The sequence below is a fragment of the Streptomyces sp. NPDC033131 genome (assembly GCF_055578365.1).
In genome coordinates this window covers 1-13835 of record NZ_JBVIPA010000002.1, presented here as the reverse complement: position 1 = coordinate 13835, position 13835 = coordinate 1, and the positions used below count along the sequence as shown (strand labels likewise).

Sequence of the window (13835 nt, the reverse complement as noted above, 5' to 3'; positions counted from 1 at the left end):
CGGGTATGAGTCCGACGAAAAGGATGAGTCCCACGATGAGGGACACGGATCTGTGCCAGTGGGCTAAGTAGCGCAACTGTCTCGTTAATTGGTCCACTGAAGGACCTCCCCCTTTACTCACTCTGTGTGATTGAGTGGTGAACGGTCAGAGAGTAAGGTGTGAAGATCGCCCTAACAAGTAAAAGGAAAGCAATGCGACAATCCCCACTCTGATCATCTTTCAGTAAATAACTCCCCTTGTGACGTGTACTGTTCGGCGCTGCGGCCCGCGTCGGCGGGTGCGCGGCGGGCCTCGTGGAGGGTTCGCCTGGCAACGATTCCGGGGGGATTCGCCCATGCCAGAAAAATTACGAAGACAGCGTCGGGCCGGACGCTGGAGTCGGGCCGCGCTCGTCGCGGTGCTCGCCGGTACGTCAGTGGGGCTGACCCCGCTCACGTCCCTGGCGACCGACACGCCGGCCGGCTCCGGCTCCCCGACGGCCACAAGTGCCGAGGGACGTGCGCTGGAGCGGGCCGCCGAAACGGGTGAGCCGGTGGAGGTGGTGTCCGCCCGCTCCGAGACCAGCGAGACACACGCCCTGCCCAACGGCAATCTGCGCACCACGCAGCACACCCTGCCCGTGCGCGTGAAACGCGAAGGCACATGGCTCCCGGTGGACACCACCCTCACCGAGGCGGCCGGCCGGGTCCGGCCCGAGGCCGCGCCCGGTGACGTCAGCTTCTCCGCAGGTGGAGACAAGCGGCTGGTGACACTCGCCGACCGGGGTGGCCGACTCACCCTGACCTGGCCGGAGCCGCTGCCGGACCCGGTTCTGAAGGGCCACACCGCCACGTACCCGGACGTCTTCCCCGGCGTAGACCTCGCGGTGGGCGCCAGCGTCGACGGCTTCCACCAGGCGCTGATCGTCAAGACGCCCGAAGCCGCCGAACGTCCCGAACTCGCCGAGGTCGGCTTCGGCCTGCACACCGAGAACCTCGAGGTGCGCCAGGACGGTGAGACCGGCACGCTCCAGGTCGTGAACGCGGCCGGCCAGACGGTCTTCGCGACCTCAACGGCCCGGATGTGGGACTCCTCCACCGCGGAGGAGCAGGCCCCCGTGCCCGCATCGAAGGCGGCACGCACAACGGCCGACGCCGCCGCGCAGGCACCGGCGGCCGAAGCCGAACCGTCCCCGCTCACCCCCGGCACCAAGAGCCGCGAAGTCGGTGTCGAAGTCACCGACGACCAGATCCTGCTCACGCCGGACCAGGAACTGCTGACCGCGCCAGACACCGAGTTCCCGGTCTACATCGACCCGCGGATGACCGGCACCCGCGAGGCGTGGACCATCGCCTACAAGCCGCACCCGACGGACAGCTACTGGAACGGCACGGGCTGGAGCGGCGGCACCACCAGCGAAGCGCGGGTGGGCTACGAGTCCTCGACCGGCGGCACCGCCCGCTCCTTTTTCCGGGTGGGCTCGAAGTTCCTCGCCGGAGTGAAGGTGGTCGACGCGCAGTTCCAGATCACCGAGACGCACTCGTGGTCCTGCACGCCCAAGCCGGTGGAACTGTGGCTGACGGGTGGCATCTCCTCGAAGACCACATGGAAGGCGCAGCCGTCCTGGTCCGCGCGCCAGGACAGCCGCAACTACGCGCACGGCAACGAGACGTACGGCTGCCCGAACGCGGCGGTCGACTTCACCGCGAAGGACGCCGCGGTCAAGGCCGCCGCCGGCAAGTGGGCGAACATCACCTTCGGTCTCCGCGCCCCGCAGAGCGCGGAGGACAACAAGGACGAGTACAGCTGGAAGAAGTTCAAGCCGGACGCCAAGCTCATCGTCGAGTTCAACCGCCGCCCGAACGCCCCCTGGGCGCTGGACACCCTTCCCAGCACCAAGGTCGGCGCCACCGAGTGCGGAAACGGTTCGACGTACGTGACGCTGGGCAACACCGACGTCACCCTCACAGCTCAGGTGTGGGACCCCGACGGCGGCAAAGTCAACGTCCAGTTCCACCTGTGGGCCACCGGCAAGCACGATGTGTCACCCGGCATCATCTTCGACACCCGCACCCAGGTAACCGTCGTATCCGGCAACTCCAAGGGTGCCCAGGCGCGGGTCAAGGTACCCAAGGCCACGCTGCTGAAACATCTCGGCGCCAGTAACGGCCAGTTCTCCTGGAAGGCACAGGCGGAAGACGTCTCCGACTCGGCGTTCGCCTCCGACTGGACACCGACGCAGGGCGCTGCGGGCTGCCGCTTCGGCTTCGACCCGAACGCCCCGACGGTGATGCCGACCGTCGACTCCAAGGACGACCTGTTCCCGGAAACCACCGCTGACATGGAACCGGTGGAGGGCGCCCTGGCCCGTACGCAAGGGATGTTCCAGTTCGGCGCCAACGGCGTGACGGACACCACCAAGTACCTGTACGACCTCGACCGGACCCCGCCGAGCAAGGAAGCCAAGCCCGCCACGAAGGGCGGCCCGGCGACCGCACCGGTCACCCCCCTCACCCCAGGACCGCACACCCTGTACGTGCGCATGGTCGACGCCGGAGGCAACCCCGGCCCGGTCTATCCCTACCGGTTCTACGTGAAGAGTCCGGGCCTTGCGGACAAGCCCGGTGATGTCAACGGCGACGGCGATCCCGACCTCCTCGCCGTCGACGGCACCGGCAATCTGCGGCTGTACGGCGGCACAGGCGGCGGCAAGGTCGCCACCATGCTCCCCCTGTCCACTGCGGGCGGCTGGAACGACGCTCTGCTGACCCACCGCGGCAACTGGACCAACGGCGACTTCTACGAGGACCTGGTGGCCCGCCGCTCCGACAACAAGCTGTGGGTCTACCCCAACAACGGGCTGGGCGAGTTCACCGAGGACACCAAGCAGCAGGTGCACATCTTCCCCGACCCGGAGACCGAGGTGGCGATCGACCCGGCGACGATCAAGCAGATCGTCTCGGTCGGCGACATCACCCAGGACAGCGAGGAGCCGCACCCGGACTTCGTGGCGGTCATCGGCGACCAGCTGTGGTTCCTGCCGGGCTCCGTATACGGCACGATTGACACCGGCTACCTGATCGGCAAGTCGGGCTGGGGCGTCATGCAGCTCGCCTCGCCGGGTGACGCGGACGGCGACGGCTTCGCCGACCTGATCGCTCGCAGCACCACCACCGGCGACCTGTGGATGTACCACGGCAAGAGCGCGGGCGACGCGGACGGCGACGGTGTCCCGGACGGCGGCACCGATCCCGCGTCACTGGGGGCGGGCGCCAACCGCACGGCCTATGCCACCGGCTGGACCACAACCGCACGCCCGCTGTTCACCGCCTCCGGAGACAGCAACGCCGACGGCATCCCGGATCTGTGGTCGACAACGGCGAACACCACGGCGGGGCTGGAGTTCCTCCCGGGCCGCCGCACCGGCATGGTAGGGCCGCCGACGGTGGTCGGCGGGGGCGGATGGCAGGCGATCAAGCTGATCTCCTGATCCGACCACCCCGTCAGTGAGGCGGCCGGACGCACCCGGCAACCGGCCGCCTCACTGACAAAGCGGAGGAAACAGCAAGCGCGTACCACGACCCGAAGCGTCAAACGGGCATCAACGCCTACCTGCTCTTGATACTCCCTGCAGGCTCGGCCCTGCGCGCCTGCGCGCCTGCGAAACGAGACAGATCGAATCATGCCAGGCTTGGCATTTCAGATCCGGCGTGGCATTGCCCCTTGAGACGCTACGCCGCAGAAGTCAACTTCTGATCCGATCAAGCGCTGGCGCCGCCGATGCCTGTGCCCCCGCCCCCTACCAACACGCCTCGCTGCCCATGGCCAGATGACGGCACTGGGCATCGCGAGCTGCCTGCTGCTGCCGACCCCGCGTACAGGCCAATGCAGCGCACAGGCTGACTGCCGTGCGTTTCAGTGATCAGGACGATCACTTCGTACCCGGCGCCGACGACGAGCTCACCGCTGAGCTTGTTTGACCTGACCTGACCCGGCGCCCGCCCTCGGCATGAACGGCCCCACCCCGCGTGCATCGGTGCGCGGAACGGGGCCATTCGCCCGTCACCTTCACGGTCGGCCGCCCTCGGCCGACCGCCGCTACCGAAGCGGGTCGGCGACGCAGATTCCGGTGGCGGAGCGCCCGGTGACGGTGACCCGTGCGGACTCGCGGCCATCCACCAGCACCACCAGTTCGGCTCGTCCTCCGTCCTCGTCGAGGGTGACGCCGAGCACGGGTATCACGATCGGCCCGCGCATCACGACCTCCTTGCTCCAGGGCAGGTGCGGCTCGTCGACACCGACCTCCTCCTCCCCCTCCTGGCCGGTCGGGGCGTAGTTCAGCTCCGCGACACCCTCGCCCGCCACCCGGTACTCCACCCGCAGGCGGGTCCCTCCCCCGGTCACGGAGAACCGCGACGACCCGCTGACCGCCCCGTCCAGCACGCCCGTGTCGTCCCAGGGGGCGCGGTCCCGCCCTTTCTCGCTCATGATCAGGCTTCCTCCTCCGCGCGGCACGGCGCCTGCGCCCCCGTACGGTATGCAGGGCCGGGGCAGTGCCGAGAGGCGGGCTCCGTCGCGGACGAGGAGCGGGCCCGGCGTGTGCGGCGAGAGGCAGGGGCAGCGCCGGTGGGGATCATGGCCCCGCGCCTGGGACGCGGCACCCCTGCCCGGGCCGCCGACTACTCCAGAATCGCCACGCACTCCATGTGATGCGGGTCGGGAAACAGGTCGAGCACACCCGGCCGCGCCTGAGCGGCCTAGGAAAACTCCAGGTCAGAGCTCCTTTGCCGCCGGTTCAAGAATCGCCACACACTCCACATGCGACGTCATCGGAAAGATGCCGGCTTGAGCGGGTCTCGGAAAAGGCCAGGTCATAGGCCGGCTCGCTGTCCCGCCTGCGGGAGACCAGAGCGTCAAACGAGCGTCATGACGCACAGCACCTCCCTGCTCTCCGGGACGGAACAGGCCCACGACCAACTGCCCCGGCACGCCCGTTGGCTCGGCAGGCACGCCTGCGGGCTTTCGGGCTGACCGGCCGGCGCACCCGATGAAGCCGTGCCTTCTGTACTCCATCGAGAACGCCAGGGCCTCGGTTCTTCCAGGCTGACGGCTGCTTGCAGAGGGACGGCTGGTTCAAGCGAGCCGAAGGCGTTGGTCGGGGGCGTCTCGGCGCAGAGGGTCGGGGGATTCGTTGATGCGCATCAGCCAGTCGTAGGTGCGTACCTGGATGTGGGAGCGCCGGGCATGCAGTTCCCGGATTTCGGCGGCTGCGTCGTCGTAAGTCTCGCGGGCCATGATGATCAAGCCTGGGACTTCGGCCGTGATACCCGGCAGGCCCAGCCCGTCGGCGTCGCGCGCGGAGCGGGCGTAGTGCAGATTGGTGGACAGCCACCTGCGCCAGTCCTCAATCTGGTCGACCGCGTGCCGCAGGGTGGCCGTCGCCCGCCTATTGCCGGGGTTGGTCAGGCGACTGACCGGGCTCTCCAGTTCGACCAGCGTCCACCGAACTCCGAGTGAGGTCTGACCGGCGATCATGAAGTCGGCCATGTAGTGGTTGCCGAGCTGGACCTGGGGCCGGATCCAGGTGTCGTGGGTGCCCACTACGGTACCGGCCAGCAGCGCCGGGTGCTTCTCCAAGAGCCGCTGCATCGCGGCCTCGTCGTCCGCTGTCTCCAATGCGTTGCGCAGTCCCTCGATCGCCGCCGGGGTCGCTGGAAAGTTGATCCGCCAGCGTTCCAGCTGCGCCTCCTGGGCTCGGGTAATCCGAGCCGGGTTGCTCTGAACCGCAGCGGCGTGTTCGCGGGCCAGGTGGAGCTGATCGAGATAGCCGTCCTCACCGGGGCGGGTGATGTGGGTGACCCGGTGCGGGGCAGTGCCGAGCCCGTGGCCGCCCCGGAAGTGCAGTCGGCCATTGGCGCCGATTGATGAGATCTCGCCGTGCATATCCGGCCCCTTGCGCCGGTCGCGAGCGGTGACAACATCATCGACCGCAGGCTCTAGCCGACGCAGGGCGGCGGCGGACTCGCGGTCACGGGCGACGCGCAGCCAGGCGTTAAGCACCTCCCGGCACCCGAGCTGTTCCATGTCGGGAACCGCCAGGTCGGTGCGGTTCCCGAGATCGAGGAGGACCTCGTACTCGTCGTCGCCGAAGTCCCCGGCGAGCGTGAGTCCTAGAGGCGTTCGAAGCAGGACGCGCAGCTCGGCGGCAGCGACCAGCTCAGGTGTGGCCTGTTCTAGGGGCAGGGCCAAGGCGCGTGCGATGGTGATCTGCTCGACCGTCGGCGCCTTGCACTTACGTTCGAGGCTCTCGGCCACGACCTGCCACCGTAGCTCTGGCACTTCCCCTCCTTCTGAAACGACGCGCCCACCGTAGCCGCAAGCGGCGACGTGGTGTGGTGGTTCTTCCGTGAGCTTCTTCAGCGTTGCCGCTCCAGGGTGATGACGGCTTTGGCGATTGAGGTCATGCGGTTCGGAATGCAGCGGGCTCTGCGGAAGATCCGCCAGGACTTCAGGCGGGCGACGCCTCGTTCGACCGGTGCCCGTGCCGCGGCCAGGGCCCGGTTGACGGTCTTCTCGGTGGGGGTGAGTTCCTGCAGGGCCTGCGTTTGATGCCCGTGGTCAGCCAGGGGCAACCGCCCTGGTAGGCAAGATCCGCCAGGATGGGAACGCCCTGGCGCTCGCAGATCCAGATGATCCGGTGGGTGCGGGCGGCGGTCAGGTCGTGGGTGCGGCCCGGCAGGGCGGGCAGGAGCCACAGCAGCCGGCCGCCGGGGTCGGTGACCACCTGCACACGGCCCGGCCGTCGCCGACCCGGTCGCACTCGGCGAGGGTGCCGTCGAGCAGGACGAAGTCGGGTTCGTGCCCGCGCAGCGTCTTCAACGGGCCCGGTGCACGTCGGCGAGCAGGTCGACGACCGCGCTGGTGTAGGCGTGGGCGGTGGACTCGCTGATCCCGAATCCAGCGGCGATCTTCGCGAGAGTGGTGTGTTCGCGCAGGTACACCAGTGCCACCATCACGCGCTGGGACGGGGCGGAGCTTGCAGCGTCGGTCGCCCTCACGGGTGACGATCAGCATGGTGACCCACTCCACGAGTGCATGCGGAAGGTCGAGTGCGGCAGGATGGATGACCAACGAGGCCCCCCAGCAACGTGATTGAGACGTCAGACATCTCGATCAACGCCCGGGAGCCTCGCTCGTTGCGCTTCACGGCCCATCACCCGATCGGTGGCCAACTCAAAGAAGCTCACTGCCTGAACCCGCTCACTGGCAGTCTCGCCCCGTGGGCCGCGGCCATCGTTCGCGACGCGGGCGCCACCTACGTAGAGGTGTCCGCGTCCGGCGACGGCTTGCATATCTGGGGCCGCGCTGACGTCCGACAGGGACGGAAGATCCGGCGCCCCGACGGTACGGCCGTGGAGATCTACGGGACCGGCCGATACATCGCGATGTCGGGGCGCCGACATGGTAACGCCCCGTCAATCCTCGCGGATGTATCCGCAGTCATTCGGGCTCTCGGCCTGTAGCGTCCAACTCTGGTTTGGGACTGCGAAGCTCCTGCTTGAGAACGCGCACCGAGCGCACGGCCTTGGCCGCCTTGCGGCAAATGACCGGCACCTGATCTAGCGCGTGCCCCGCGATCCACGTTGCCCCGCTGAGAACGCCGACGATCGCGGCAGCCCACCCGACGGTTTCCATCCGGTCCCTCAACCCTTCTGTAGGGGTCGGACCGGGCACGGGCGCTCGATCCGACCCATGCAAATACGCATGTCGTCGAACCGAGTTCGCCCCTGACGTGCAACGTCTTCCTTCAATGAAGGCGCGTCGCGGATCGAAACTCGAAGTGGATCTCAATACTCAGTGAGCTAACAGTTCGATGACTGGCCGTCAGAACCCGCACCGATTACCGGGGAACTGCCCCGGACTGAGCACTCTCAGAGTATCACCTAATAGGACTCCGTTAGCCTCGATCTTGCATGAGGGTCCGTCAGCTTGCTGACGGACCCCTTCTGCTCGTTCGGAGCGGAGATTTCTGCCTGTGGGCAGGTTGATGGCCCGGCTGTCGCGTCGGGTGAGCGCCGGGTTCCACGAGATGATGCTGCGCGTAGGGACGGGACACCGCTGGTCAGCCGGGGTTCGGGAGGGCATCGAGCCGGGCCAGGGCGCTGGTGATCACGTGGGTGAAGGGCCAGTGCTGTGCCAGGCGGAGGATACGGTGGCGGCCAGTGGTGACGAGCTGGGCGGCGGAGAACAGTCGCAGTCGTAGGCGGCGGGGTTCCCGCCGGCGGGCGGCGCCGGTCAGCGTGAGCATGGGCATCCAGGCGAGCAGGTCGAGGGCGACAGATCTGGTTCTGCGCGGCGTCATGCAGGGGCACGTTGCGCAGGCCGGTGGCGCGGGCGGCGCGGATGCGGTCCTCGGCGCGGGCCCGCCGACGGTGCCGCAGCTCCAAAGCGGCGATCGGAACATGCTTGGCGTTGGTGGCGAAGCAGGTCAGGCGCATGCCGTCGGCGTCGGTGAAACGCAACTGGGCACGGGGTGCGGCCGTTCCTTACGACACAGGGTAACGAGGCCAGCGCAATCAGCACACGTCAACCCGAGACCTGTCGCCGTATGGCCCGAACCAAAGATCAGCCCTAACGCGCTGCTCGACGAGTTAAGCCCGACAAGTCGATTGACCCGCGCTATCTGACCCAGCACGACCACCTCACGCTCCGTCAGAAACAGCGTCGAACGAGCGTCAAGACATTCACCGAACCCGTCCCTCACGGAGTCGAGGCAGAGCGTTCCTGATCCACGCCCCCGCTGCGAACCCGCAGGTGAGACACGAGGCGGGAACCTGCAGCACGCTCCACGCAGTGGACCTACGGAAACATGTCGGCACGACCCGCCCGCAACCTGGGAAATCAGAAAAGCAGCAGGTCAGACGCCCTTTGCTGCAGGCTCAAGAATCGCCACGCACTCCACATGCGACGTCATCGGAAACAGATCGAACACCCGCAACGTCCGAACCCGGTACCCCCCGTCCCGGAAGTACCCCAGATCCCGCGCCAGCGCAGCCGGATCGCAGGCCACGTACGCGATCCTCCGTGCCCCGAGCGACGCCAGATGCGCCACCGTCTTGCGGCCCGCTCCCGCCCGCGGCGGGTCCAGGACGATCAGGTCGACCTCGGTGATTCCCGTGCGCGGCAGGACCGCCTCGACCTTGCCCTGTTCGATGCGGACGCGGTCGAAGTTCGCGAGGTTGTGCCGGGCGTCCTCGACCGCGCGCTTGCCGGACTCGATGCCGAGGACCGCGCCCTTGTCGCCGAGCCGGTCGGCGAGCGCGCCCGCGAAGAGGCCGACACCGCAGTACAGGTCCAGCGCCATCTCGCCCTTGCGCGGCGTCAGACCCTGCATCACCGCCGTCACCAGCGTGTCCGCCGCCTGCGGGTGGACCTGCCAGAAGCCGCCGCTGCCGACGCGGTGGGTGCGGCCGTCGGCGCGCTCGCGCACGAACGCGCGGCCGTGGACTCGGTGGATTCCGCCGTCGTGCTCCTCGACGCGCATGACGGAGACGGGCCGGTCGAGCTCGACGAGGGGCAGCCGGGCACCGGGCCGTGGCTCCAGGATCACCATGCGGTCCTGCGAACCGGTCGCCGCGATCGCCTCGACGGACTCCATGCCCGCCCAGTCGCGCTTCTCGATGCCCAGCTCGCTGACACCCTCCGCGGCGATCATGCAGTGGTCGATCGGTTCGACCTCGTGCGAGCGGTGGCGGCGCAGCCCGGCGTTGCCGTCGGGGTCGACCGCGTACTGCACGCGGGTGCGCCACTGCGGTACCTGGCCCGCAGGAAGCTTGTCGCCCTCGGCCGGCATCACCGTGCCGTCCCAGCCCGCCTCCTCGGGCGTGAGACCGGCGAGCCGCTGAAGCTGCTCGGTGACGACCTCGCCCTTGAGGCGGCGCTGCGCGCCCGGCTTGGCGTGCTGCCAGTCGCAGCCGCCGCAGCGGCCGGGCCCGGCGTACGGGCAGGGCGCCTCGATGCGGTCCTTGGACGCCGACAGCACCTCGACCGCGTCCGCCCGCAGGAACCGGGCACCCTCCTCGCCGTCGGTCACCCGCGCCACGACCCGTTCGCCGGGCAGCGCGTGCCGGACGAACAGCACCTGGCCCTCGTCGGTACGGGCGATGCAGTGACCGCCGTGGGCGACGGGGCCGACCTCGACCTCGTACTCCTCCCCCACCAGCGACCGCGCCTGCGACCCCGCCTGCGTGTTCTTCGGTTCTGCCTGCATGGCGGGGTGACTCCAGGTGCGTAAGAGGGTGGAACGGGCGGACAACAGCCCACCAGTCTACGTCGGTGTCGACGAGTCCTTCGCCCGCTCCTGCGCCGGCCCGCGCCGCACCGCACCCGGCGCGTTCCAGTCCTGCCGCTTGCGGGCCCGCTTCTTCGCCACCTCGGAGGACTGCAGCTGGTAGGGCACCGAGGTGACCATGATGCCCGGGGTGAACAGGAGCCGGCCCTTCAGCCTGAGCGCACTCTGGTTGTGCAGCAGCTGCTCGTACCAGTGGCCGACCACGTACTCGGGGATGATCACGGCCACCGCGTCACGCGGCGACTCCTTGCGCAGGCTCTTCACGTACTCGATGATCGGCCGCGTGATCTCGCGGTACGGCGAGTCGAGTACCTTCAGCGGTACGTCGATCCCGCGCCGCTCCCATTCCGCGCGCAGCGCCTTGGTCTCCGCCGGGTCGACGTTGACGCTGAGCGCCTCCAGGGTGTCCGAGCGCATCAGCTTGGCGTACGCCAGCGCCCGCAGCGTCGGTCGGTGCACCTTCGAGATGAGCACGACCGAGTGGACCCGCGACGGCCGTACGCTGTCGTCGCTCGGGCCGTCGGGAGCCGCGATCTCCTCGGCCACCCGGTCGTAGTGCCTACGGATGGCCGTCATCGTCGCGTAGAAGATCATCATGCCGAGCAGCGCGACCCACGCGCCGTGCGTGAACTTGGTGACCAGGACGACGACCAGCACCAGGCCGGTGAAGAAGGCGCCGAAGGCGTTGATCGCACGGGAGCGGATCATGCGGCGGCGCTTGGCCTGGTCCCGCTCCGTCGCCAGGTGGCGGTTCCAGTGGCGGACCATGCCGGTCTGGCTGAGCGTGAAGGACACGAACACGCCGACGATGTAGAGCTGGATCAGCCGGGTCGAGTCGGCGCCGTAGACCACGACGAGCAGCATGGCCGCGCCCGCGAGCAGCACGATGCCGTTGGAGAAGGCGAGGCGGTCGCCGCGGGTGTGCAGCTGGCGGGGCAGGTAGCGGTCCTGGGCGAGGATCGAGCCGAGCAGCGGGAAGCCGTTGTAGGCGGTGTTCGCGGCGAGGAACAGCACCAGCGCGGTGGCCCCGGCCAGCACGATGAACAGGAAGCTGCCCTTGCCGAAGACGGCCTCGGCGACCTGGGAGATCACCGGGTTCTGCACGTAGTCGGAGCCGAGCGCGACTCCGTTGTTGATCAGGTCGGTGGCCGGGTTCTCGGCCATGCGGACCTTGGTCACCGCGGCCAGCGCGATGATGCCGCAGAACATGGTGACGGCGAGCAGGCCCATCAACGCCAGCGTGTTCGCCGCGTTCTTCGACTTGGGCTTGCGGAAGGCCGGGACGCCGTTGGAGATCGCCTCCACGCCGGTGAGCGCGGCACAGCCGGAGGAGAAGGCACGCAGCAGCAGGAAGACCAGGGCGAAACCGGCCAGGCCCTGATGCTCGGGCTTGATCTGGTACTCCGCCGTCGGTGCCCGCATGGTGTCGTCGAGCACCAGCCCGCGGAACGCGCCCCACGCGATCATGATGAAGACGCCCGCGACGAAGACGTACGTCGGAATCGCGAACAGCGAGCCCGACTCCCTGACCCCCCTCAGGTTCATCAGCGTGAGCAGCACGATCACGGCGACCGCGCAGAGCACCTTGTGCTCGACGACGAAGGGGACCGCCGAGCCGAGGTTCTCGATACCGGAGGAGATGGAGACGGCGACGGTGAGCACGTAGTCGACGAGCAGGGCGCTGGCGACCGTGAGGCCCGCCTTCGGGCCGAGGTTGGTGTTGGCCACCTCGTAGTCGCCGCCGCCGCTCGGGTAGGCGTGCACGTTCTGCCGGTACGAGGCGACCACCGTGAACATCAGCACGACGACCGCGACAGCGATCCAGGGGCTGAAGTGGTACGCCGACACGCCCGCGATGGAGAGGACCAGCAGCACCTCTCCCGGCGCGTACGCCACGGAGGACAGCGGGTCGGAGGCGAAGACGGGCAGTGCGATGCGCTTCGGCAGGAGCGTTTCGCCGAGCCGATCACTGCGCAGTGCGCGCCCGATCAGGATCCGTTTGGGCACGTCGGTCAGTTTGGACACAACAGAGGATCGTAGGCGTTCGAACGCGGGGCCGCCCACCCGCCACCCCACTTCTGCTCCGCGGGTGCGCAGCGCCGGCTCCCGGACCGCTCGGTGTCTGCTCTCCGAGTGAAATCAGGGGCGGTGCGGCTGCGGATTCCGGGGGCCGTGCGGTTGCCATGCCTATATGACTAAATCCCGACCGTTTCCCAGGCTGTTGCCGACCGCTGGAGGGTCCATGCACACCACCGCAGAGCTGATCGGCGCCGCCGGCACCCTCGTCGGCCTCGGAATCCTGACTCTCATCAGCGTCAGGAGCATCAGCCGTAGGTGAGTCACTCCGGATCCGCGGTCAAGTACCAGCCAGGGATCAGCGGGGTCCGGGGGACACCGGGGCGAACTCCTTGGCGACACCGATGAGGGCGGCTAGTACCGTGGCATCGAGTCTGCCGGACGCCCTCCGGCAGCTAAGCCGACAGCCGTCGCACCCGAGGGAGCCCTTTCATGGCCTCTGTGCCGCCGACCCCTTCCGCCGACAGCCGGACTCGTGTGTCCGCGCTCCGAGACGCGCTCGCCTCCCGGGTGGTGGTGGCCGACGGAGCGATGGGCACCATGCTCCAGGCCCAGGACCCCACGCTGGAGGACTTCGAGAATCTCGAAGGCTGCAACGAGATCCTGAACCTGACCCGCCCGGACATCGTCCGCTCCGTCCACGAGGCGTACTTCGCCGTGGGCGTCGACTGCGTGGAGACGAACACCTTCGGGGCGAACCACGCCGCCCTCGGCGAGTACGACATCGCCGACCGCGTGTACGAACTGTCCGAGGCGGGCGCCCGCATCGCCCGCGAGACCGCCGACGAGTTCACCGCCTCGACGGGGCAGCAGCGCTGGGTCCTCGGCTCCATGGGCCCCGGCACCAAGCTCCCCACGCTGGGCCACGCCCCCTACACCACCCTGCGCGACGCCTACCAGCGGAACGCCGAAGGCATGATCGCGGGCGGTGCCGACGCGCTCCTCGTCGAGACCACGCAGGACCTGCTCCAGACCAAGGCCGCCGTCGTGGGCGCCCGCCGCGCCCTCGACGCGCTCGGCGAGGACCGCCCGCTGATCGTCTCGGTGACCGTCGAGACGACCGGCACGATGCTGCTGGGTTCGGAGATCGGCGCGGCGCTGACCGCGCTGGAGCCGCTGGGCATCGACATGATCGGCCTCAACTGCGCCACGGGCCCGGCCGAGATGAGCGAGCACCTGCGCTACCTTGCCCGTCACTCCCGCGTCCCCCTGTCCTGCATGCCCAACGCCGGTCTCCCGGTGCTCGGCAAGGACGGCGCCCACTACCCGCTGACCGCCCCGGAACTGGCGGACGCGCAGGAGACGTTCGTGCGTGACTACGGCCTCAGTCTGATCGGTGGTTGTTGCGGGACGACGCCGGAGCATTTGCGGCAGGTGGTGGAGCGGGTGCGGGGGGTGGCTCCGGGGGTGCGGGAGCCGCGTCCGGAG

Annotated in this window: 6 protein-coding genes and 2 pseudogenes; 2 read left to right on the top strand and 6 right to left on the bottom strand. The window is 68.7% G+C overall.

The features are described 5' to 3' along the window. Positions 1–335: 335 nt before the first annotated feature. Positions 336–3470 (top strand): FG-GAP repeat domain-containing protein, encoded by a 3135-nt coding sequence (locus ACZ5XS_RS03510; RefSeq protein WP_468647529.1) that lies wholly within the window; start codon positions 336–338, stop codon positions 3468–3470. 608 nt (positions 3471–4078) lie between these two features. Here ACZ5XS_RS03510 and ACZ5XS_RS03505 read toward each other — a convergent pair. The 6 genes and pseudogenes from ACZ5XS_RS03505 to ACZ5XS_RS03480 all read right to left on the bottom strand — a co-directional run bounded on the left by ACZ5XS_RS03505 (position 4079) and on the right by ACZ5XS_RS03480 (position 12356). Next, complete coding sequence (locus tag ACZ5XS_RS03505; protein WP_468647528.1) at positions 4079–4468, bottom strand: hypothetical protein; 390 nt, start codon at positions 4466–4468, stop codon at positions 4079–4081. Between the two features lie 645 nt (positions 4469–5113). Further along, complete coding sequence (locus ACZ5XS_RS03500) at positions 5114–6295, bottom strand: Shedu anti-phage system protein SduA domain-containing protein (RefSeq protein ID WP_468647527.1); 1182 nt, start codon at positions 6293–6295, stop codon at positions 5114–5116. Positions 6296–6396: 101 nt separating this feature from the next. Beyond that, a pseudogene (locus tag ACZ5XS_RS03495) lies at positions 6397–7111 on the bottom strand (transposase). Between the two features lie 991 nt (positions 7112–8102). Further along, positions 8103–8534: pseudogene (locus ACZ5XS_RS03490) on the bottom strand (transposase); the annotation flags it as partial. A gap of 363 nt (positions 8535–8897) precedes the next feature. Next, positions 8898–10250 carry a class I SAM-dependent RNA methyltransferase gene (locus ACZ5XS_RS03485; RefSeq protein ID WP_468647526.1) on the bottom strand — a complete coding sequence of 451 codons (1353 nt, stop codon included), beginning with the start codon at positions 10248–10250 and terminating at the stop codon, positions 8898–8900. A gap of 57 nt (positions 10251–10307) precedes the next feature. Beyond that, on the bottom strand, positions 10308–12356 hold the full coding sequence (locus tag ACZ5XS_RS03480; RefSeq protein ID WP_468647525.1) for an APC family permease: 2049 nt from the start codon (positions 12354–12356) through the stop codon (positions 10308–10310). A 483-nt stretch (positions 12357–12839) separates the two neighbouring features. Here ACZ5XS_RS03480 and ACZ5XS_RS03475 point away from each other — a divergent pair. Then, positions 12840–13835 (top strand): homocysteine S-methyltransferase family protein (locus ACZ5XS_RS03475; protein ID WP_468647524.1); only part of this gene is annotated, 996 nt, incomplete at its 3' end.

Excerpts from the sequence above, each read along its gene's own strand:
- ACZ5XS_RS03510 (WP_468647529.1), top strand. The coding sequence starts at position 336 with ATGCCAGAAAAATTACGAAGACAGCGTCGGGCCGGACGCTGGAGTCGG.
- ACZ5XS_RS03505 (WP_468647528.1), bottom strand. The coding sequence starts at position 4,468 with ATGAGCGAGAAAGGGCGGGACCGCGCCCCCTGGGACGACACGGGCGTG.
- ACZ5XS_RS03485 (WP_468647526.1), bottom strand. The coding sequence starts at position 10,250 with ATGCAGGCAGAACCGAAGAACACGCAGGCGGGGTCGCAGGCGCGGTCG.